This window comes from Burkholderia sp. L-4, assembly GCF_056856535.1.
Genome location: NZ_JBXEOX010000003.1, coordinates 308371 through 328653, shown reverse-complemented (window position 1 = coordinate 328653; position 20283 = coordinate 308371). Strand labels below are relative to the sequence as shown.

Genomic DNA, 20283 nt, shown 5'->3' with positions numbered 1-20283 from the left:
CCCGATCAGCGATGCAACAGCGGATACACCATCAAGCCAATCACGGCGGCCCCCGCCACGACCGCCGGCTCCGGCAGCTTCTTGAATCGGACCAGCAGCACGATCGTCGCCAGCGCCATCAATGCGGTGGGCACGTCGACGATCGAACGTCTGGCCAGCACGATCACCGAACCCGTGATCGCGCCCACGGCGGCTGCCGTCACACCGTCGACGAAGGCCAGAATGGCCGGCAGCTTGCCGTACTTCTTGAAGTACGGGGCCGGCAACACCGTGAACAGATAACACGGCAGGAACGTGCCGGCTGCCGCCACGCATGCGCCTGGCAGGCCCGCCACCAGATAACCGATGAAGCCCACCGTGATGACGACCGGCCCCGGCGTGATCATCGCGACCGCAACCGCGTCGACGAACTGTTTCTCGTCGAGCCAATGGTGCTCCGTGACCACGCCGCCATAGAGGAATGGCACGATGGCGAGGCCCGAGCCGAACACGAAGGCGCCGGCCTTGGCGAAGAAGGCGGCAAGTTGCGCAAGCTGCGGCCAGTCGGCGATACCCAGCCAGGCGCCGGTAGCCGATACCGGCAGCGCGACCATCGCATCGACGCGCCGCTGGCGCAACCAGCCGGGCGGCGAGCGCGTGAACCAGACGAGCAGGCCTGCCGCGAGAAACAGCCACGCCACTTCCGATTCGGTGATCACCGTCACGGCGACCAGCGTCAGATAGATCGCCCAAAGCAGCTTGTCGCGACCGATGCTCTTCGCGGTCAGCTTGCGTGCGCTGATCGCGATGATGCCGATCACCGCCGCGCCCACCCCGTAAAACACCGACTGCATCCACGTCAGACCGCCGAATCGGGTGTACGCATAACCGAGCAGCACAACCATCAGAAACGACGGCAGCACGAACGCGATCCCGACCATCGTCGCGCCGACGATGCGGTAGTGCACATAACCGAGATATATCGCCAGCTGCGCTGCGAGCGGACCAGGCGCGAGCTGCGCGAGCGCGAGGCCTTCCTTGTAGTCCGCGTCGGCGATCCATTTGCGGGTGTCCACGAGGTCCCGATGCATGTAGCCGGCGAGCGCAACCGGGCCGCCGAAGCCCGTCGCGCCAAGCCACGCGAAATAGATGATCAGCTGCCACAGCGTATAGGCGGGGCGATCGCGATGAATGTTCATGGGGCGAGCAGCAAGATCAAGGTTTCCGGGGGCCGCGGAAATGGGCGTACAGCGAATCGAGCACGGCACCCATCTCCGCCAGCAACGCGTCGTCGCCGACAAGGCGCTTGCGGGCGCCGGCCAGAATGGCCTCGAAGCCGCCGGCTTCCGGCACGCTCGCCCCGCCCACGTCCAGCGCATGCACCATCGCCCCCAGCCGGACGAGCCCTTCGTTGTCGTCCAGTCCGAAGCTGGCGACTAGGACCTCGAATGAAACGCGATCGCCCACATGCGTGAACGGAGCGCCGTCGAAATCGAAGCCAAGGACATCGGCCGGGCATTCGGCGATGTTTTCCAGCCACACGAAGCGCGCATGCGGATCGATGAAGCGCTGAATCAGCCATGCGCTGGCGACGCGGTCCACCCACAGGTGACGCCGCGTCGCCCACACTTTCCCTTGATACCGGCCACGATCGCGCCGCGGAATGCCACCCTGGGCAGCACGCGGCTCGTCGGGGGATTTCACCGCTTCGATCGCAGCGGTGAAATCCCGCCATTGCGCACTGGCGCGCAGCGAGGTTTCGCCGGGAAAGAAATCGATGCTGCGAATGGCCTCATACGTGCGCGCGTGGCGACGGTGCAGACGATTGAGATCGGCTGCGGCGAGCTCGGGCAATGTCTTGCGGTCCTCCGACAGCTCGGCGAGCCAGTCCGCGTAGTCGCCGCTGCGATCGAACAGCGCCTGGTACGCGTCCTCGTCGGACGCATCTTCCGGGCGGACCTGCAACAGCCAGGCTTGCCCCTCGCCCTTGCGCGCTTCGTCGGCCAGCTCGCGCAACTGCGCGGCCTGTTCGGCATGCGCCGGCAACAGGTAGGCACCGTCGCGCAGTGCGCCACAGCCGAGCGTCTTGACGGTTCGCCAGATGCGCATCCGCGCAGTCGCGCCGGAGGTCGGCAGACTGACGATCAACAGGAGCCAGGGGGCAGGAATCGCATTCATGAGGGCAGCATAGTTTCCCGTCACGAAGACTGCAATCTTGTAGAGATCGCTACAACACTTCAGGCGCGTACCAGCCTCGTTCCTTCCGAATCGGTAGCTGCCGCCCCCAAACGGCCCCCGGGATGCCGATCGGTGCCCGCGCCTCGTCTCGACCCTCATCGGCATCATTCGGGCAGACAGCGGGGGCGTGACGACCATCGCTCTGCTGAAGGCACGGGCAGGCAATGCGTCGCAGCCGGACTGGCTGCGGATGCCGTTGCGGAGAAGTTCGACGTGACCGAAACTGCACCCGAGCCGTTGCTCATTGCCATCGAAATCAGACAGGAGACGTTGCATGAACATCCGGATGTGGGCCCCCTGCGCCCTGGCCTTCGTTGCCATCACCGCTCACGCCGCCGACATCACGGGAGCCGGCAGCACATTTGCAGTCCCGGTTTACACGAAGTGGGCGGATGCCTATCGGAAGGCGGGCGGCGGCAAGGTCAACTACCAGGGCATCGGCTCGTCGGGCGGCCTGAAGCAGATCATCGCGAAGACGATCGATTTTGCCGGTTCGGACGCTCCGCTGAAGGATGAAGCGCTCGCGAAGGAAGGCCTGTTCCAGTTCCCGACGGTGGTCGGCGGCGTGGTGCCGGTCGTCAACGTACCGGGCGTGAAGGCCGGCGAACTGACGCTGTCGGGCCCGGTGCTCGGCGACATCTACCTCGGCAAGATCAGGAAGTGGAACGACCCGGCGATCGCCGCACTGAACCCGAAGGTCAAGCTGCCGGATACCGACATCGCGGTGGTTCGCCGCGCTGACGGTTCGGGCACCAGCTTCATCTGGACGAACTACCTGTCGAAGGTCAACGACGAGTGGAAGTCGAAGATCGGCGAAGGCACGGCGGTCAACTGGCCGACGGGCACGGGCGGCAAGGGCAACGACGGCGTCGCGGCCTTCGTGCAGCGCCTGCCGGGCGCGATCGGCTACGTCGAATGGGCGTACGCGAAGAAGAACAACATGGTCTACACGGCCCTGAAGAACTCGACGGGCACGGTGGTCGAGCCGAAGACGGAAACGTTCAAGGCGGCCGCGGCCGGCGCGAACTGGTCGAAGTCGTTCTACCAGATCCTGACCAACCAGCCGGGCAAGGACGCATGGCCGGTCGTCGGCGCGACGTTCGTGCTGCTTTACGCGAAGCAGGAGAAGCCGGCACAGGGCGCGGAAACGCTGAAGTTCTTCGATTGGGCATTCCGCTCGGGCAGCCAAACTGCCACGGACCTCGACTACATCACGCTGCCTGATTCGGTCGTATCTGAAATCCGCACGCAGTGGAAGACAAAAATCAAGGATGCCTCCGGTAAGGCGCTCACGTATTGAGGGCACCCCGGACGGTGATGTCCGCGTCGACACTGCCGGACCGCGGACGCCTGCCCTGTACCGTACCCAACCATTCAGGATAACGACATGACAGAATGCGCGCTGACCTTTGCCAGTCAGGCCGAGTGGGAAAGCTGGCTGGAGCAGAACGGCGGCACCGCGACCGGCGCATGGCTGCGTCTGGCGAAACAAGGCGCGGGGCAGCGAACCGTCACCTACGGACAGGCGCTGGAAAGTGCGCTCTGCCATGGCTGGATCGACGGTCAAAAGCGGGCCGAGAGCGAGACATACTGGTTGCAACGCTTCACCCCGCGCACTGCCAAAAGCATCTGGTCCAAACTCAACAAAGACAGGGCGGAAGCGTTGATCGCCGCGGGCAGAATGCGCGCGCGCGGCATGGTCGAAATCGAGAAGGCCCGGCAGGACGGCCGATGGAAGGCCGCGTATACGTCGGCCGGCAACTCGATCGTGCCGGACGACCTGCAGGCGGCCCTGGACGCCAATCCGCGAGCCGGGAAGTTCTTTGCAACGCTGAGCAGCCGCAACCGCTATGCCATTCTGTTCCGGATACAGAATGCCAAAAAGCCGGAAACAAGGGCGCGCAAGATCGGCGAATTCATCGACATGCTGAACCGGGGCGAAACCATTCATCCATAGATCTTGCGCTTCCGATGGAGGCTTTCCCGATGCGGGCATTTCATTCAATCTGCCCGGATGGTCTTGGCGGCCACGATGGAGTGCGGTGACGATCAGCGCCGCGCCCGCGATCCGGGCCGCTGTATCGAGCGATCGTTCCTGGCCGCGGATTCAAGCGGTCGATCAACAGCAACTAGCTGCGGTATGGCAGATGTACAACGAACACCGTCTCGCTCGCGTCCGACCTTGCTTCAAGGGTCCCGTCATGCGCAGACGCAATTTCACGCGCGATGAACAGGCCCAGGCCCATGCCGTCATCGCCCGGCGCGTTGTGCGATTTGCCGGGACCGCGTTGGAGCGGATTGAAGATTTTCGCCAGCGTCGACGGATCGAGGGCTGGCCCATGGTTGCTCACTTCGACGCATACGCCCCCGTTCACCCGCGCAACCGAAACGCCGACCGGTGCATCCTGGGCGCCGTACTTCAGTGCATTGAGTACGAGATTCCCGACCAGCTGCTGGATTCGCTGGCCATCCCAGTACCCCGACAAATTCGATTCGACGCTCAAGTCGATCTGCCGCCTGGGGTATGCGGCGCGAAGCTCTTCGATCATATCCGTGACGATATCGCTCAGATCGGAATCATGTGGATCGATTTTGATCCCCAATCCCAACTGCGTCCGATTGAAGTCACACAAGTCGTCCAATAAGGACCTCATTCTGGCGCCACTCTTTGCGAGTCGCGCAGCAGCGTCCGTCACCGTCTCGCCGGCATTCAGCGACGCGAGATACGACGCCGTCAGCAGGATCGTCTGCAAAGGCGTGCGCATGTCATGCCCGAGCATGCCGAGCAGCAGGTTACGCGCCCATTCCACTTGCGCATTGAAATGGGTGACCGATTCCGTCACGGCCTGATCGATCGCTTCGTTGAAGCGCACCATGTCGCCTATGTGAGGGGCCTCCGGGAGACAGTCGTCTATCCACATCCGCAACACGCTGGCGCGGAGCGCGCGGTACTCGGCGATCAATTGGTTGATGTCGAAGCCGCGCCCGGCGCGCGACTGAGCATGCGTTTGCGCGGGCGTATCGGCAGCATTGCCCTGCTCCTCAGCATGCCCTAACGACTTTTCCCGTTGTTGATCCCGCGTTTCCGGCGTCGAGATGTCTCTGACCAACGCCTCGAGAATTTTCCGGGCATCGTCGCGCAAGGCCATCGGCGACATGCCGTCGGCTGCGGGCATCAGGGTTCTGGCAAATGCCTCCCACTGAACCAGGATGGCTTCGATGTTATGTGTGATGAATTCAGACAAGCGCATGTCGTGTCCTCCGCGAAACGGGCGAACACCCGCGTTGCAGTCGACTGCGCAAGAGTTGAGCCTGAAGCATCGAGGGGATTCTTCTGGAGGATCGTACGTGCTGCTGGAAACTCGGAAGGTCGACGGACAATTCGACGACGCGCGTGGCGGCAACCGCCATGTGCTTCAATGTCGAGTCGTCGCTCCATCCGACTGGCGTGCACGAGCGTCGACGAGCCTGACGAGGCACGCTAGGCTGTTCGTATACGGCACTTCTACACCGACCTTGCGAGCAGCCTCGACTACGGCGCCATTGATTGCTTCAATCTCGGTACGCCGCCCGGCCAGCACGTCCTGCAGCATCGATGGCCGATGCGTACGATGATGGGCGAGTGCATCGCGCACGTTCGACACCACGTGCTCTTCGGTTGCCGAAATACCGAGCGCACGGGCGACGGCCATCACCTCCGCAACGATCTTCAGCGCCAATTCTTCACCGTCAGGGGTATTCGTCAACTCGCCGACCATGCATTGCGTCACGGCACACAGGCTGTTGAGGGCGGCGTTAAATGCAACCTTCTCCCAAATCGCGGCCCAGACGTCGGGATCGACATGGCACGAGAGGCCGGCGTCGTTCAAGGCCTGCACGGTCTGTTCGAGCGCGCTCGTATGCGCGCCGTTCACGTTCATCAGTCGAATCGTGCCCTGGCCGTGCGAGCGGACGGCCCCAGGCTCCGACTTGTCGGCTGGCCACGTGGTCACGCCGACCATGATCCGGTCGGACGATACGGATCGGGCGAGCCGTTCGGCGTTCCCCAGGCCGTTCTGCAAAGACAGGATGACGGTGTCAGAGCCGAGTACGGCGCTTGCGGCAGCGAGTGCGGCGGTCGTATGCATCGTCTTCGTGAAAACGATGACGAGGTCGACGGGCTTGCCGGCCTCCTCCGGCCTCAGCGCGACGAGATTGCGCACAACTTGCTCGCCCGAATCGGTCGACAGCCGCAGGCCGTGGGCGCGAATCGAGGCAAGATGAGCCTCGTCGATATCGAGCAGGCTGACCGAATGACCTGCCAGTGCGAGGCGGCCGCCAAAGAACGAACCCATCGCACCGGCGCCCAGAATGGCGATCTGCATGGCATGCTCCTCAGAACGGATAGTGGCGAGGGAGCTGCAGGGCGATCCACCGCAAGTCGATAAATTCCGCGCGGCCGCCGAATCGCCCGAAGCCGCTGTCCTTGGCGCCGCCGAACGGCATTTGAGCTCCGTCGTATACCACCGGCCCATCGATACGGCAGATTTCAGATTCGATGCGCCGGGCAACGTTCATCGCGCGTGCGCTGTCCCGACCAAACACGGCCGCCGCGAGACCGTAGCGGTTGTCGTTTGCGCAAGCGATCACCGCATCGCGTACTGTCATGCCCTGCGCATTGCCGGCTTGATGGCCTTGTGGCGGAACGCTGTGCTCCATTTAGGTCTCCTGTTGTTCAGTACGGTTCTGGTGAACGCATTATCTAAACATCCGACAGAATCCGGAATTGCCGATTTCGCCAAAAGGCATTACCTTCAGGCATGACTTCCAATCGCCAGCAGCTTTACGCCTCCGTCACGATCGCCTCAGTCTGCAGCCTCCGACGCGCGGCCGAAACCTTGCAGACGGACCTTGATGCGTGGGTCGACCCGTACAACGCTGAACGAGCGCGTCAGGGGTGCCGGTGTTACGGCAAGACACCGATGCGCACTTTCCTCGATTCACTCGCGCTTGCCAAGGAGAAACTCATTCCCCATTGATGCGTCGTTCTTTGTCGGTCCGACTACCTGTCAGATCGAGTCTCGGCTAATACAACTGACGATTGGTTGATGGCTGCCCCATGGTTGCTCACCTCGATGCATACGTCCTCGGTGGCCCGCGCAACTGGAACGCCGACCAGTGCATCCTGGGCCCCGTACTTCAATGCATTGAGCACGAGATTCCCGACCAGCTGCTGGATTCGCAGACCATCCCAGCGTCCCGACAAATTCGATTCGACGTTCGAGCCGATCTGCCGACTGGGGTACGCGACACGAAGCTCTTCGACCAAATCGGTGACGATGTCGCTCGGATCGGAATCGCGCGGATCGATTTTGATCCCCAATCCCAATTGCGCCCGATTGAAGTCACACAAGTCGTCCAGCAGCGATCGCATCCTGGTGCCACTCCTTGCGAGTCGCGCTGCGGGCATTCGCCACCGTCTCGCCGGCATTCAGCGACGCGAGATACGACGCCGTCAGCAGGATCGTCTGCAAAGGCGTGCGCACGTCATGCCCGAGCATGCCGAGCAGCAGGTTACGCGCCCATTCCACTTGCGCGTTGAGATGGGCGACCGATTCCGTCACGGCCCGATCGATCGTTTCGGATACTGAATGTCGCATTCGTGCACCCAACGGCCGTGCGCAGAGATGGCGAAGACAGATAGACCCTCTGTCCTCTCAGCAGTGACGCTGGCGGCGTGCTGCGCTCTGGCGGCACGGCGGAATGACTTCCTCGCGGCTACCGAACCGTCTTCTTCCGCACCAGATCGACAAAGTTCTGGGCTGCGGGCGAAATCCCGTTCACTCGATGTACCAAGCCCAGACTTGCCGTCAGTTGCCCGCCTTGCAGCGCGAGATAACGGACGTCGTCCGCCCGGCTTTTGCGCATGCAGGAGGGCACGATTGAAATGCCCAGACCGCCCGCGACCAGATTGATCGTCGACGAAATCTGGGGGGCAAACTGCACGACCTTGGGACTGAAGCCGGCTGCCTCGCACGCCGACAGTACCTTCTCCGGGAGACCGGAGCGCGTGGTCCGCGCGTAAAGCACGAACAGTTCGCCGCGTAATTCGGCGAGCCGCACAGACTTGCGCTTGCCGAGCCGATGCCCCCTGGGAACCGCGACCACCATCGGTTCCGTCGACATCAGCAAAAACGCAATTGCGTCATCCTCGTCGACCGGCGGACGAACGAAGGCCAGATCGAGGCGTTCTTGCCTCAAGGCGTCCATCAACGGCCCCGTTCGATGTTCTTCCAGTGAAATTTCGACGTGCGGATAGAGGCTCCGGTATTCGTGTAGCGCCCAGGTCACCTCTTCGCGATACGACGCCGACTCGGTAAAGCCGATAGCCAGACGCCCGACTTTCCCCTGTGCGCTCAGCTGGCATCGCAGCCCCGCTTTCTTGACCTGCTCGAGGATTGCGCGCGCCTCCTCCAGATAAACCTTCCCGGGGACCGTCAGACTCACACGCCCCGGTTGGCGGTCGAACAATTGCACCCCCAGATCACGCTCGAGTGCTTTGATCTGCGACGTCAATGGCGGCTGTGCAATACCGATGCGCTGCGCCGCGCGTGTGAAGTGCAGTTCCTCTGCGACCACGACGAAGTACCGCAAATGCCTGAGATCCATACATTAAACATATCGGGACTGCGACTTCAATATATTAGACGCGCTATCCGCGATTGCATAGACTTTGTTCATTCCTTGGCCCCTGCACCGCGTGCCCCTTCAATCGCAAATCGTACTGTCATGCCAACGCGACGATCTCGTCATGGCTGGTCAATGGTCAGGTTTGCTTGACGATTCTCATCCAGACATGAACTTTCAATCCAACGACGCCCTCAAACCGCTTCTCGCAGACGGTCTGCCTGCGAGCCAGTTCTATTCTCTGGCCGTGCTCGAAGAGCGAGGTTTCGGCAAGATCTCGCGATTGCCACATTCGATCCGCATCATCCTGGAAGCGCTTCTGCGCAATCTCGACGGCATCAGCGTGCAGGAGCACCATCTCCGCGAGCTGGCCGCGTGGCGACCGAACGCAACCCGGGAGACGGAGATACCGTTTGTCGTGGCACGCATCGTGGCGCCTGATTCGTCCGGTGTGCCGTTGCTCGCTGATCTCGCCGCGATGCGCGAAGCGGCAGCACAATTCGACGTCGATCCTGCCGATATCGAGCCGCAAATACCCGTCGATCTCGTTGTCGATCATTCAATTTCCGTCGAGCATGCGGGAAGCGCCGACGCGCTGCGCAAAAACATGAGGGTCGAGTATCAACGTAACACCGAACGCTACACGTTTCTCAAATGGGCTGCCAACGCATTCAAGTCGTTCCGGATTTTTCCGCCCGGCACCGGCATCATCCATCAGGTCAATCTGGAATGGCTCGCACGCGGCGTCCATCAAAAGGACGGGGTCACGTACTTCGATTCGCTCGTGGGTACCGACAGCCACACCCCGATGGTGAACGGAATCGGTGTGATCGGTTGGGGCGTTGGCGGCATCGAAGCTGAAGCGGCCATGCTTGGCCAGCCGGTCACGTTGGTGGTTCCCGATGTGATCGGCGTGGAACTCATCGGTACGCCGGGTCCCGGCATCATGGCGACCGATATCGTCCTGACCGTCGTCGAAGCGCTGCGCGCCAGAAAGGTCGTCGGGAAATTCGTCGAGTTCTTTGGAGAAGGTGCAACGGGTCTCTCGGCGCCCGATCGATCGACGATCGCGAACATGGCGCCGGAATATGGCGCGACCGTCGCGTTCTTCACCGTCGACGAAAAAACCCTCGACTTTCTCAAGTCCGTCGGCCGAAGCGACACCGAGCTTGCCGCATTGAAGCGTTATTTCGAAGCCCAACAGATGTTTGGTATTCCAAAGCGCGGTGATATCGACTACACCGATACGGTGACGATCGACTTGTCCGCGGTTGTGCCGAGCGTCGCGGGACCTTCGCGTCCGCAAGACCGCATTCCGTTATCGACACTGAAAAGCAAGGTCCGCGAAATGCTGCCATCAACAGCCCGCGAAACCGGCAAGCTGAGTCACGGTGACATCGTGCTGGCGGCGATCACATCGTGCACCAACACGTCGAACTCGAATCTGATGCTTGCGGCTGGCGTTCTCGCGAAAAAGGCCGTTGCACATGGCCTGAAAACCGCGTCTCATGTGAAGACGTCTTTTACGCCCGGCTCGCGAGTGGTAAGCGCATATCTGAGGGCAGCCGGTCTGGAACAGTATCTCGACGCTCTCGGCTTTCAGGCCGTGGGCTATGGTTGCGCGACATGCATGGGGAATTCGGGTCCGCTGGCACCGGAAATACTCGAACAGATCGACGCTGGCAATCTGAACGTTGCGGCTGTGCTGTCCGGCAACCGCAACTTCGAGGCGCGCATTCATCAGGCGATCAAGGCCAACTTTCTCATGAGCCCGCCGCTGGTCGTCGCCTTCGCCATTGCCGGCCGCAGTGATTTTGATCCTGAAAGCGAGCCACTGGGCCGAGGCGCGAATGGTGAATACGTGTATCTGCGTGATGTGTGGCCCACATCTGCCGAGCTCGCTGCCGTTTCGCCGTATGCCCAGAACCCTCGCAACGTGCCGGATATCTATCGGACTACTGCGGAAACGGAATTGTGGGACGCGCTGCCCGCGCCGGAAGGCGACGTGTTCACATGGACTGCCGGTTCGACGTATCTCAAACGCCCGCCGTTTTTCGACGGTGTGACGCCCGATCTGCCCCACTTGCCGGACATTCGGGGCGCGCGGGCGCTGGCGATCCTCGGCGATTCGGTGACGACCGATCACATCAACCCGGGGGGCGCTATTCCACCGGAATCCGAGTCGGGAAAATTCCTCCAGTTCCTCGGCGTCACGCCGCGTGACTTTAACAGCTACATTTCGCGCCGTGCCCACGATCAGGTGATGGTACGCAGCAGCTTCGCCAATGTCCGTCTGCGCAATATGATGGCTGACGGCGAGGAAGGAAGCGTAACGCGACATCAGCCGGATGGCCGGCGCATGAGCATTTTCGAGGCGGCGACGCGCTACAACTCGGACGGCGTGCCCATGATCGTGTTCGCTGGAGAAGAATATGGCAACGGATCCAGTCGTGACTGGGCAGCAAAAGGGCCGCGCCTGCTCGGCGTTCGCGCAGTGATCGCGCGCAGTTTCGAACGCATCCATCGCAACAATCTGGTCGGCATGGGCATTCTTCCGCTTGAGTTTCCGGACGGCGTGAGCGCGCAAACACTGCATCTGTCCGGCGACGAGTGGTTCGACGTGTGTGCGGATATGAATGCTTTACGCATGCGGCACACCGTCGAAATGGTGATTCACCGAAGCAATGGAGAAACCGAAACCGTGTCGCTGCTGGCGCGCCTTGACTCGGCGATTGAAGAGACTTACTTCCGTCACGGCGGAATTCTCCCCTTCGTCCTGCGTGAACGACTGACGAGATTCAGTGCCGGGCAGGCTACCTGACCCTGCGACATCCGCATGCCACTGGCCGACACACGTCGGCTGTCGCAGATCGTCCTTTAGACCCAAAAACAGGCATGGATACATGCAGGAGACGCTATGACAATCGCAACAGACACCCGTACCGCATGCGACGTTGCGGAGGATATGCCTCGCATCGAATCATCCGGACGTCCGCGCATCCGCTCGATCGCCGGAGGCCTGGGCGGCAATCTGATCGAATGGTACGACTTCCTCACGTACAGTATTTTCTCGATCTACTTCGCGAAGTCGTTCTTTCCGAGCGATCAACCGACCGTCCAGCTCATGAACACAGCGGCAATTGCAGCCGTCGGTTATATCGCGCGCCCGCTCGGCAGCTGGTTGATTGGTCTATGGGCCGACAAGCGCGGGCGCAAATCCGCGCTCACCTGGTCGGTCGCAACGATGTGCATCGGGTCATTGATGATCGCCGTCACACCCGGCTACGAGTCGATCGGTGTGTGCGCGCCGATCGTGCTGATCGCAGCGAGACTGCTGCAAGGCTTGAGCATGGGTGGAGAATATGGCACCAGCGCGACCTATCTGAGCGAAATCGCGCCGCCACACCGTCGCGGTTTCTTCGTCGGCTTTTTGCAGGTGAGTGTCATTTCCGGCCAACTGGTGGCGCTCGGGTTGATGCTCCTGTTGCAGAACACGCTGAGCGCGCATCAGATCGAGGCATGGGGCTGGCGGATTCCGTTTGCAATTGGCGGCGTGCTTGCCATGTTCGCGCTCTACATGCGTCGTAATGTGGTTGAGACGGCGGCATTTGAAGCAGCGCAGCGCGAGGAAGGACCGTCCATAACCGTTCAATTGCTGCAGCACTGGAGACAGATACTGCTCGCAATCGGCATGACCGTTGGCGGCACAGTGGGCTTTTATACCTACACGGTGTACATGCAGAAGTACCTCGTCAATACCGTCGGCCTCACGAAGGAAGTGTCGACGCTCGCCTTTACCTGCGCGTTGGTGTTTTACATGTTCCTGCAACCGCTATTTGGTTATGCATCGGATGTGTTTGGCAGACGTCCCGTACTGATCACGTTCGGACTGTCGACCACGCTGTTCTCCGTCCCGCTCTTCAAGGCGCTAAGCATGACGCACGATCCATGGGTTGCGTTCGGTCTGTCGTTCGCGGGCCTTTTCATGCTGGCTGGTTTCACGTCGGTGCATATGCTGGCGAAGGCCGAACTGTTTCCGGCGCGCATACGGGCCCTTGCGGTAGGATTGCCCTACGCTTTGACCACGGCGATCCTCGGCGGCACTACGGAGCTTGTCGCACTGAAATTCAAGGCGAGCGGGCACGAAGCGTATTTTTACTGGTACGTATCTTTGTGGGCCGCCGTCTCGTTGGCCGTCTATCTACGGATGCCCGAATCCAACAATCCTCACGCGCCAGATGACAGACAGTCCGCCGTCTGAGACGATAAATGCCCTCGGCGCCTGAAGGTCCGCACAATTCCCGCCTTTACAGGTACGGATACCAATACCTAGCCGGAAGGCGAACTTCGAGAGATCGCGTGCGTGCCACACCTGCGCCTGACGTGACAACGGCCGGCAGTGCAATCTTCGCCAAGACCTACGCTCGTCGTTTTCGCCTACGCTCATCGCGCGACCGTCCGCGAATCCTGCTGGATCCCCGTTTTGACGACTCGAGTGAAATCGGAAACGCTCAGTGGAACTGTATCCGCCTTTGCGTTCGAGCGCGTCTTCCGCGCGACAACCAGGATCGCGCCCAAGTGTTCATAAAAACACGCGAGCTGTCGCGCATCGGACAACAATCTCTCCAGATCGAACGCCCTCTCAAGCACCGTCCGCGGGAGATGAAAGCGCTGAAATCCGCGCCGCACGCGAACCTGAAAAACCACCCCATCGCTGTTATGCGGTACTCCTGCCCATACAAGCAGGCCGCAATCCATGACGCCTCCGGAAAATCCCTATCGTCAGATCAATATGCCAGCTATTCTCAATCCGCACATTAATATTTCAAAATTGTGGCGACTGACGCACTGACGCATTCGCAACACTCCCGATATTGCGTTGCAGCGTGAACTTCCGTCGACTGAATTTTCGCCTTAGAAGCAGTAGCCCCTCAGTCGCCCCATGACGGGAGAGCACGCCATGACGACTTCTTCACCAGCACTGAGCCAGTCCCTGCCCGCCCTCCATGTGTTCGAACAAGATGGAGGTTGGCATTGGGGCATCACGGTTCCTCGTTCGGTGGGATGCGGATTCAAACTGATCGCATCCAGCAATCACATCCTTCCCAACCAAGACACTGCCCGATGTGATGGTGGTCAAGCGCTGGCCGCGATTGTCACAAGTCCGGGCACCTGAACTTGTCGTCTCCGGCACGGAAAGCCCGCTTGAGTTTTCACGTCTGGATGCAATACTCCAATCAACCTTCAAAGCGAAGCATGCATTGCCGGACGACGGCCAGCACATCCAACTAGACAAGTCCGACTTCCAGATCCGAACCAGCGAGTGAGCGGTGCTCGGATCAATGTGTTAGCTGCGGCTAGCAGACGCGCTGACGACGAGCCGCCTCGCCAAGAAACAGCTGGCTTGTCTACCTGCAAGCAGCCACTGGCGACTGGCGGCTTCTGGCCGCACAGAGCCGGACGTGGGCGCCGCCATCCTGCTACCGCCCTTCGAATCCGCATGGATTGACTTCCGGCGTTGATAAACTTGTGACCGACGCTTCCGTCCCTGAACACCTCGTATCAGTGACCCAAAGTCCAGCCGGGCTGACGTGCGTGATCCGAGGAATCAGTGGCAAAGCGTCGTGGCGGCTGCCAAAATGGCGGCCCCGCAGCCGCGAGGGAAGTCTCGACCAACGACACCCCAAGCCCTGCGTCGATCATCAGCGGCGTATCTCACAGGTAATCGCTTTGAAATTGTCGTTTGAAGTTATCGAAGTGCTCGATGCCATAGACCGGGCGGGAACGTTCGCGGAAGCGGCCGTGCTGCTTCATCGCGTACCGTCGGCATTGACTTATCTGGTGAAAAAGGCCGAGGCTGATCTTGGCGTCGCCCTGTTTGATCGCAACGGCCGGCGCGCGCAGATGACGGAGGCGGGGAGACTGCTCGTGGAGGACGGTCGTCATTTGCTGCGAGCCGGGCAGGATCTGGAGAGCAAGGTTCGAAGTGTCCATGCGGGTTGGGAGGCTGAGCTCAGGCTGTGCGTCGACGATATTCTCCCGTTGCCTTCGTTGTGGCCGCACGTGCGTGCGTTCTACGAACTGAAGATGACGACACGGCTGCGTTTATCGACCGAAGTGCTCGGTGGCGTGTGGGACGCGCTTGTGACGGGGCGTGCGGATATCGCGATCGGCGCCGCGGGAGAACCGCCACACGCGCCCAACATTGCAGCAAGGCCGATCGGCCTGCTACGTCACGTTTTTGTCGTGGCGCCTTATCATCCGCTTGCCGCGAACGAAAAGCCACTCGACAGCAGCGCAATTTCAAGTCACCGCGGCGTCGTCATCAGCGATACATCGCGTGACCTCGAGCCGAGATCGGTGGCCATTCATGACGGACAACCGGTCATCGTCGTACCGAACCTGGCCGCCAAAATCGACCTCCTTTGCGAAGGCATTGCCGTCGGCATGCTGCCCGCGCCTGTCGCCGACGAGTTGATACGGCAGGGCAAGCTCGTCGAGCGCCAGGTAACAGGCGTGCGGGCGCACACAAACTGCTACCTCGGCTGGCGGGAGGATAAGACGGGGCGTGCGTCGAGATGGTGGATTGAACGATTGGATCAGATCGATCTGATATCCGGGCTTTTCAGTGCGCGCGGCATCGCTACCTGAAGCAAATGCCCGTCTCACACCTCGGCGTCGACTCGCTGGATGGGGAAGACAGGATGCTCGGAAAATACGTCGAGGCGCGCGTGATACGTGGTCGTAGCAACGTGAGCGCCTCGAACGATAAACGCATCGCGTCGTGCCCCCGATATCGGCGCGACGGGTATAACGCGCCATCAGGTCGCCGTTCGGGACCGACCAGCTGCATCGCTGCGTGAAGCTGCACGCCGATAGGTGTCAACTCGCCCGGGACGCACTTGCACGGCGGACAGTCGCGGTCACGCGTTCGGCGGAGCCTGAGTTTGGCTGCGCAGGCATGCTGTCGTGATACGCAGGCATCTCGTTATCATGCCGTTCGGCGATGTCTGCAAGTAACCCCGCACAACATCGAGTGTCCGCGCGGAGCCGGGGCGAAAGGCTCCTTGCGGCCCCGACCCGCCATTGAAACCACTACGATTTGAATGGCCGCTCCCAAAGTGCGGCGGCCATTCGGAAGGGGGCGGAAAGGAGGTTGACGAGATCAGTTCGGCGTCTACAATCTTGCGTCCAAGGCTAAAAATTCAATGGGCACCTCTTGTCGAATGTAGCCACCTTTGCCTTTTACCCGAAATCTGACTTCTACCGTGCCGCGCTTTGGATGCGGCGGAAGCGTCTCGGCAGTGTAGGACTTGTCGACAAAGCGAATTTCGAGCGAAGGAGGAATTCGCATAGGTACTGCGCAAACTAGCCGATACTCGCCCTTCGCGTTGGGCGAGTACAAGATCAAACTCTGCGTTTGATTCATCTGTTGGTGGAAGCGTGTAAAAGCCGTCGGCTCGTCAAGTAACGGCACGGGAAATCCCTCTTTGGTCGCGCAAGTAGTTACGTGCTGCGCTAGCTCTTTCGGCAACTCGATTACGGGTCCACCAATTTCGACGACAAGTGCAAATAAGTTGTGGAAACGAATCGCAGCGTGATTGCACGACGGCACGTGCTGCCACGGCGTCACGCAGAATGAAAACTGCATGCGGCTGTCCGTTTCAAGCTCGAAAACGAAATCGCTATCGCGGGTACCTTCTAATCTATCCAGTTTTTGCACAGAGGGGATAACGTAAGCGACAATCGGGTTGACGGTTGATACCGCGCACAACGGCTCACGGAACACTTTCTGGTGATCAGCGTTGTGGTACCTAATGAGGCCTGACGCGTGGTACGAGATTTTCTTCGTCTTTGGTCGCCGCCCTTCGAAGTCGACCTTGGTCAGTCCCTCTTGCCCAACCTCATGCAGTAAACTATGGTCGTTAGTGCCTTCTCGAACCAAAAAAAGGTATAACGACCCATCGTCTTCAAGCGCGTACGACGCAAGATGACGAAATTCATCGTCCAGTTTTAGTACTAGGCGCCCCTCGGTCATCGCATTCACCGTTTGGTACCGGCACAGTCACGATTATGCCTTCGCGCGATGTTTTCGCGTTCAAGGTTGGCCGACCTCACGACGAGCTCGGGAAACAACGGTCCGCTGCCGTAGGTAGAGCGGTCAGTGGATTGTCCTCCAAAGCATGTGGGCGAATGGCTGCAAGTGGCCGGCAGCCGACAGATGTACAGAACCGCTACCGCCCCCTGAAGCGACCATCAAGATTATGAAAGCGGACGCTCATCCTCGCGCATCGACTTGCCGATCCACTTAGACGCACAGGCAATGCCAATGGACGATCATTCGACTACCTACCGCTGCCCGGTCGTTGATTTCCACACGAACGCGGCAATCCTTTCGACGATACCGTCCGCCAACGGGAGATCGGGATCAGAATAAGCCGCGAGGTTGGCTCGACGGTCAGCCGTATGTACCGCTTTGAGTACGTGGTTGGCGTCGGCGACAAGCACGAGTTCAACGCCGGGATTTGCCTGTTTCAACCGTTGCGCATCCGCGGAGCCCACCTGAAGATCCTGCAATCCCTGCATGATGAGCACTGGCCTGCCCGCTCATTCCCGGACATCAATCCAACGGCGGCACGGCCCCCTCGGCCAAGGTCTTGAGCAACCGCGCGCGACGGCGTTCGAGATCCGCGATCTGACGTTCGATCGACGCCAGTCGTTTGCGCTGGGCATCAGTGGTTTCAGGGCATGCGCCCGCGCCTTCGATCATGCGCATGCAGTCGGGAAACGAACGAATCTCGGCCAGACTGAAACCCGTTGCGATCATCCGCTGAATCTGCCTGACCTGCGTCACCGCTGCGGCAGGAAACGCGCGGTAACCATTGCTCGCGCGAACGGACGTGAGCAGCCCCTGCTCGTCGTAATGACGGATCGAGCGCACGCTTGCGCCGGTCTGGCGCGCAAGCTCGCCAATGGTCAGCAGGTTTTGTCCGGGAGATCGAGTCATGGAAAAAGCATAGCAGCTTTCGCTTGACCCTCACATCAGTGTCAGGGTTGAAACTCGTGGGCATCTCAACGATTCTCGAACACCGATCATGCCCCATACCCTCTTGCGTCACGTGCTTTCGACACTGGCGGCCATGCTCGCCGCGCTTGCGGTGATATCGACGGCCGGCGCCGCGACAACAAACTATACGGTGACCGCGCCGGACGGCGTCACCCTTGCCGTCCAGGAATCGGGAAACCCGTCCGGGCCGGCGATCGTGCTGATTCACGGCTTGCTCGGCAGTCATCTGAACTGGGATGCACAGGTCGACAGCGCGCTGCTTCAGCGGTATCGCATCATCACGTACGACCTGCGCGGCCACGGCCTGTCCGGCAAGCCGGCGGGAACCGCCGCCTATCTCGACGGGCGGCGCTGGGCGGACGATCTCGCCGCCGTCATTGCGTCATCGCATGCGAACCGTCCGGTACTGGTCGGATGGTCGCTGGGCGGCGCCGTCATCTCGAACTACCTGGCCGCTCATGGCGATAGCCGGATCGCGGGAGCCGTCTACGTCGACGGAGTGATCGAACTGAAGGCGGACCAGCTCGTCGCCCATGCGGACATCTATCGCGACATGATCTCCGCGGACCTGAAGACGCACCTCGATGGCGAACGCGCATTTCTCGGCCAGTGCTTCCACACGCAACCCGACACCGCCACGGCCGACCGGCTGCTCGCGAACGCGGCGATGGCTTCATGGGACATGCAGCGCGCGGTGCCGTCGATGACGGTGGCGGCGGCCGAAGGCCTCGGCAACACCCGCGTGCCGGTGCTGCTGCTCTATGGCGAACGCGACGCGCTGGTGAACACCCACGGGGCGATCGCCCGTGCCAAGGCCATTGCGCCGCGCGTTCAAATCCGGCTGTACGCGAACTCGGGCCATGCGCCTTTCATCGAGGAACCGGCGCGCTTCAATCGCGATCTGGCTGATTTCGTCGACCGTGTCGCAACGCACTGAGCAAACCGTGTCCGCGCGGACGCCAAACCGCTACCATCGATGTTCGTCCCCACGGAGAACCGCCGATGAGCCGCCCCGATTTCATCAAGCACTGGACCGAACTCGAAGAACCCGATGCGCATTGCTATCGCGGCGATACCGAGCCGATGGCACTGGATGCCCCGCTTTCCGCCGCGCTCGGCATCACGCGCATCGGTATTCATCACGTGAGGCTGCTTCCGGGCCGGCGGACATCGTACCCGCATGCCGAAAGCACCGAGCAGGAATTCGTGTACGTGCTCGAAGGCAAGCCCGACGTCTGGATCGACGGCGTGCTTCATCCGGTCGCCGAAGGCGATTCGGTCGCGTTTCCCGCGGGTACCGGCATCTGCCACACCTTCATCAACAATACGAAGGACGAAGTCCGGTTGATGGTGATCGGCGAACGCCCGCGCGACGACAACCGCATTCGCTACCCGCTCAACGAGGCCTATGAGCGGACCCGCGCGGATCGCTGGGTCGACTGGCCCGACAGGCCACTCGGCCCCCATGACGGGATGCCGGACTGACGTTTGCAGCGGCTCGCCCGCGGCATACCGGCCCGGGCCCGGGGCTGGTGATAAGCTGCGAGGCGGTACGCAATCGCATCCGCCCGCCCACGCCCCAACGAGAGCCCGTCATGCCCATCGCTTCCTCCGTCCGCTCCGCCTTCACCCCTACCGGCAAGCTCCGCGCGTCGATCAACCTCGGCAACCCGATCCTCGCGAACCGGGATCCGGCGACCGGCGAACCATTCGGCGTCTCGATCGACCTCGCGCGCGCATTCGCCGAGCGCCTGTCGGCCGAGCTGGAACTCGTCGTATTCGACACCGCCGGCCAATCGGTGCAGGCGCTGACTGAAGAACGCGCCGATTTCGGCTTCTTCGCGGTCGATCCGCTGCGCGGTGAAACGGTTGCGTTCACCGCACCGTACGTGCTGATCGAAGGCTTCTACCTCGTGCCCGACGCATCGCCGATCCGCACCAACGCGGACGTCGACCAGCCGCACAACCGCGTGGCCGTCGGCAAGGGCAGCGCGTACGACCTGTTCCTCACGCGCGAACTGAAAGCCGCCCGGATCGTGCGCGCACCGACATCGCAGGCCGTCGTGCCGACGTTTCTCGAACAGCATCTGGAAGTCGCCGCCGGCGTGAAGCAGCAGCTCGAAGCCGACGCCGCGAAGACGACCGGCCTGCGCCTGCTCGACGCGCGCTTCATGGAGATCCGGCAGGCGATGGGCGTACCGAAGAGCCGCGGCGAAGCCGCCGCCGCGGTGTTGAACGCCTTCGTCCAGGACATGAAGGCGTCGGGCTTCGTCGCCGAATCGCTGCGTCGGCACGGTATCACGGGCGCGTCCGTCGCCCCGGCCGCCTGACCG

20 protein-coding genes and 2 pseudogenes are annotated in these 20283 nt (G+C 61.3%); 11 read left to right on the top strand and 11 right to left on the bottom strand.

Annotated features, from left to right (window positions below; all coding sequences use genetic code 11):
* Positions 1 to 5: 5 nt before the first annotated feature.
* Together AC1VVG_RS31985 and AC1VVG_RS31980 are read right to left on the bottom strand one after the other, a co-directional pair.
* Complete coding sequence (locus tag AC1VVG_RS31985) at positions 6 to 1178, bottom strand: chromate transporter (RefSeq protein ID WP_175027725.1); 1173 nt, start codon at positions 1176 to 1178, stop codon at positions 6 to 8.
* Positions 1179 to 1194: 16 nt separating this feature from the next.
* The gene (locus AC1VVG_RS31980; protein WP_482837641.1) at positions 1195 to 2157 is read right to left on the bottom strand and encodes a chromate resistance protein ChrB domain-containing protein; all 963 of its coding nucleotides are present in this window, start codon (positions 2155 to 2157) and stop codon (positions 1195 to 1197) included.
* A 334-nt stretch (positions 2158 to 2491) separates the two neighbouring features.
* On the opposite strand from AC1VVG_RS31980, the gene pstS reads away from it, so the two are divergent.
* Entirely contained in the window at positions 2492 to 3517 is a 1026-nt protein-coding gene (pstS, locus tag AC1VVG_RS31975; protein WP_482837440.1) for a phosphate ABC transporter substrate-binding protein PstS, read from the top strand.
* A gap of 87 nt (positions 3518 to 3604) precedes the next feature.
* On the top strand, positions 3605 to 4174 hold the full coding sequence (locus tag AC1VVG_RS31970; protein WP_034191787.1) for a YdeI/OmpD-associated family protein: 570 nt from the start codon (positions 3605 to 3607) through the stop codon (positions 4172 to 4174).
* A gap of 172 nt (positions 4175 to 4346) precedes the next feature.
* On the opposite strand, the gene AC1VVG_RS31965 is transcribed toward AC1VVG_RS31970, so the two are convergent.
* The 3 genes and pseudogenes from AC1VVG_RS31965 to AC1VVG_RS31955 all read right to left on the bottom strand — a co-directional run.
* Positions 4347 to 5468, bottom strand: a complete 1122-nt coding sequence (locus AC1VVG_RS31965) for an ATP-binding protein (RefSeq protein ID WP_482837439.1) — start codon at positions 5466 to 5468, stop codon at positions 4347 to 4349.
* Positions 5469 to 5633: 165 nt separating this feature from the next.
* Positions 5634 to 6581: a ketopantoate reductase family protein gene (locus AC1VVG_RS31960; protein WP_482837438.1), complete on the bottom strand. Its 948-nt coding sequence runs from the start codon at positions 6579 to 6581 to the stop codon at positions 5634 to 5636.
* 10 nt (positions 6582 to 6591) lie between these two features.
* Positions 6592 to 6852 (bottom strand): annotated as a pseudogene (locus AC1VVG_RS31955) (aldehyde dehydrogenase family protein); the annotation flags it as partial.
* 242 nt (positions 6853 to 7094) lie between these two features.
* On the opposite strand from AC1VVG_RS31955, the pseudogene AC1VVG_RS31950 reads away from it, so the two are divergent.
* Positions 7095 to 7235 (top strand): annotated as a pseudogene (locus AC1VVG_RS31950) (IS481 family transposase); the annotation flags it as partial.
* 23 nt (positions 7236 to 7258) lie between these two features.
* On the opposite strand, the gene AC1VVG_RS31945 reads toward AC1VVG_RS31950, so the two are convergent.
* From AC1VVG_RS31945 to AC1VVG_RS31935, 3 genes are all read right to left on the bottom strand, one after another.
* Entirely contained in the window at positions 7259 to 7630 is a 372-nt protein-coding gene (locus AC1VVG_RS31945; protein ID WP_482837437.1) for an ATP-binding protein, read from the bottom strand.
* Positions 7602 to 7820 (bottom strand): hypothetical protein, encoded by a 219-nt coding sequence (locus tag AC1VVG_RS31940; RefSeq protein WP_482837436.1) that lies wholly within the window; start codon positions 7818 to 7820, stop codon positions 7602 to 7604. Before AC1VVG_RS31940 ends, AC1VVG_RS31945 begins: the two co-directional genes overlap by 29 nt.
* Positions 7821 to 7974: 154 nt before the next feature.
* The gene (locus AC1VVG_RS31935; protein ID WP_482837435.1) at positions 7975 to 8865 is read right to left on the bottom strand and encodes a LysR family transcriptional regulator; all 891 of its coding nucleotides are present in this window, start codon (positions 8863 to 8865) and stop codon (positions 7975 to 7977) included.
* A 187-nt stretch (positions 8866 to 9052) separates the two neighbouring features.
* Between AC1VVG_RS31935 and acnA the strand changes: the two genes are divergently transcribed.
* The 5 genes from acnA to AC1VVG_RS31910 all read left to right on the top strand — a co-directional run bounded on the left by acnA (position 9053) and on the right by AC1VVG_RS31910 (position 15534).
* Entirely contained in the window at positions 9053 to 11704 is a 2652-nt protein-coding gene (gene acnA / locus AC1VVG_RS31930; RefSeq protein ID WP_482837640.1) for an aconitate hydratase AcnA, read from the top strand.
* A 144-nt stretch (positions 11705 to 11848) separates the two neighbouring features.
* Complete coding sequence (locus AC1VVG_RS31925) at positions 11849 to 13144, top strand: MFS transporter (RefSeq protein ID WP_049034474.1); 1296 nt, start codon at positions 11849 to 11851, stop codon at positions 13142 to 13144.
* 98 nt (positions 13145 to 13242) lie between these two features.
* Positions 13243 to 13704 carry a hypothetical protein gene (locus tag AC1VVG_RS31920; RefSeq protein ID WP_185732850.1) on the top strand — a complete coding sequence of 154 codons (462 nt, stop codon included), beginning with the start codon at positions 13243 to 13245 and terminating at the stop codon, positions 13702 to 13704.
* 139 nt (positions 13705 to 13843) lie between these two features.
* Positions 13844 to 14059 (top strand): hypothetical protein, encoded by a 216-nt coding sequence (locus tag AC1VVG_RS31915; protein WP_124608743.1) that lies wholly within the window; start codon positions 13844 to 13846, stop codon positions 14057 to 14059.
* A gap of 554 nt (positions 14060 to 14613) precedes the next feature.
* Positions 14614 to 15534 (top strand): LysR family transcriptional regulator, encoded by a 921-nt coding sequence (locus tag AC1VVG_RS31910; RefSeq protein ID WP_482837434.1) that lies wholly within the window; start codon positions 14614 to 14616, stop codon positions 15532 to 15534.
* Positions 15535 to 16060: 526 nt separating this feature from the next.
* Here the strand turns inward: AC1VVG_RS31910 and AC1VVG_RS31905 are convergent.
* The 3 genes from AC1VVG_RS31905 to AC1VVG_RS31895 all read right to left on the bottom strand — a co-directional run bounded on the left by AC1VVG_RS31905 (position 16061) and on the right by AC1VVG_RS31895 (position 17890).
* Entirely contained in the window at positions 16061 to 16930 is an 870-nt protein-coding gene (locus tag AC1VVG_RS31905) for a hypothetical protein (protein ID WP_482837433.1), read from the bottom strand.
* A 302-nt stretch (positions 16931 to 17232) separates the two neighbouring features.
* Positions 17233 to 17469: a hypothetical protein gene (locus AC1VVG_RS31900; protein WP_482837432.1), complete on the bottom strand. Its 237-nt coding sequence runs from the start codon at positions 17467 to 17469 to the stop codon at positions 17233 to 17235.
* Between the two features lie 34 nt (positions 17470 to 17503).
* Positions 17504 to 17890 carry a MerR family transcriptional regulator gene (locus AC1VVG_RS31895; RefSeq protein WP_034191796.1) on the bottom strand — a complete coding sequence of 129 codons (387 nt, stop codon included), beginning with the start codon at positions 17888 to 17890 and terminating at the stop codon, positions 17504 to 17506.
* A gap of 88 nt (positions 17891 to 17978) precedes the next feature.
* Here AC1VVG_RS31895 and AC1VVG_RS31890 point away from each other — a divergent pair, with 88 nt between their 5' ends.
* The 3 genes from AC1VVG_RS31890 to AC1VVG_RS31880 all read left to right on the top strand — a co-directional run bounded on the left by AC1VVG_RS31890 (position 17979) and on the right by AC1VVG_RS31880 (position 20280).
* A complete protein-coding gene (locus tag AC1VVG_RS31890) occupies positions 17979 to 18887 on the top strand; it encodes an alpha/beta fold hydrolase (protein WP_482837431.1) in 909 nt (302 codons plus the stop codon).
* A 65-nt stretch (positions 18888 to 18952) separates the two neighbouring features.
* Complete coding sequence (locus tag AC1VVG_RS31885) at positions 18953 to 19435, top strand: cupin domain-containing protein (RefSeq protein ID WP_034191798.1); 483 nt, start codon at positions 18953 to 18955, stop codon at positions 19433 to 19435.
* A 110-nt stretch (positions 19436 to 19545) separates the two neighbouring features.
* Positions 19546 to 20280, top strand: a complete 735-nt coding sequence (locus AC1VVG_RS31880) for an ABC transporter substrate-binding protein (RefSeq protein WP_482837430.1) — start codon at positions 19546 to 19548, stop codon at positions 20278 to 20280.
* Positions 20281 to 20283: the final 3 nt, after the last annotated feature.

Excerpts from the sequence above, each read along its gene's own strand:
- AC1VVG_RS31985 (WP_175027725.1), bottom strand. The coding sequence starts at position 1,178 with ATGAACATTCATCGCGATCGCCCCGCCTATACGCTGTGGCAGCTGATC.
- AC1VVG_RS31980 (WP_482837641.1), bottom strand. The coding sequence starts at position 2,157 with ATGAATGCGATTCCTGCCCCCTGGCTCCTGTTGATCGTCAGTCTGCCG.
- pstS (WP_482837440.1), top strand. The coding sequence starts at position 2,492 with ATGAACATCCGGATGTGGGCCCCCTGCGCCCTGGCCTTCGTTGCCATC.
- AC1VVG_RS31970 (WP_034191787.1), top strand. The coding sequence starts at position 3,605 with ATGACAGAATGCGCGCTGACCTTTGCCAGTCAGGCCGAGTGGGAAAGC.
- AC1VVG_RS31965 (WP_482837439.1), bottom strand. The coding sequence starts at position 5,468 with ATGCGCTTGTCTGAATTCATCACACATAACATCGAAGCCATCCTGGTT.
- AC1VVG_RS31960 (WP_482837438.1), bottom strand. The coding sequence starts at position 6,581 with ATGCAGATCGCCATTCTGGGCGCCGGTGCGATGGGTTCGTTCTTTGGC.
- AC1VVG_RS31945 (WP_482837437.1), bottom strand. The coding sequence starts at position 7,630 with ATGCGATCGCTGCTGGACGACTTGTGTGACTTCAATCGGGCGCAATTG.
- AC1VVG_RS31935 (WP_482837435.1), bottom strand. The coding sequence starts at position 8,865 with ATGGATCTCAGGCATTTGCGGTACTTCGTCGTGGTCGCAGAGGAACTG.
- acnA (WP_482837640.1), top strand. The coding sequence starts at position 9,053 with ATGAACTTTCAATCCAACGACGCCCTCAAACCGCTTCTCGCAGACGGT.
- AC1VVG_RS31925 (WP_049034474.1), top strand. The coding sequence starts at position 11,849 with ATGCCTCGCATCGAATCATCCGGACGTCCGCGCATCCGCTCGATCGCC.
- AC1VVG_RS31915 (WP_124608743.1), top strand. The coding sequence starts at position 13,844 with ATGACGACTTCTTCACCAGCACTGAGCCAGTCCCTGCCCGCCCTCCAT.
- AC1VVG_RS31900 (WP_482837432.1), bottom strand. The coding sequence starts at position 17,469 with ATGCAGGGATTGCAGGATCTTCAGGTGGGCTCCGCGGATGCGCAACGG.
- AC1VVG_RS31895 (WP_034191796.1), bottom strand. The coding sequence starts at position 17,890 with ATGACTCGATCTCCCGGACAAAACCTGCTGACCATTGGCGAGCTTGCG.
- AC1VVG_RS31890 (WP_482837431.1), top strand. The coding sequence starts at position 17,979 with ATGCCCCATACCCTCTTGCGTCACGTGCTTTCGACACTGGCGGCCATG.
- AC1VVG_RS31885 (WP_034191798.1), top strand. The coding sequence starts at position 18,953 with ATGAGCCGCCCCGATTTCATCAAGCACTGGACCGAACTCGAAGAACCC.
- AC1VVG_RS31880 (WP_482837430.1), top strand. The coding sequence starts at position 19,546 with ATGCCCATCGCTTCCTCCGTCCGCTCCGCCTTCACCCCTACCGGCAAG.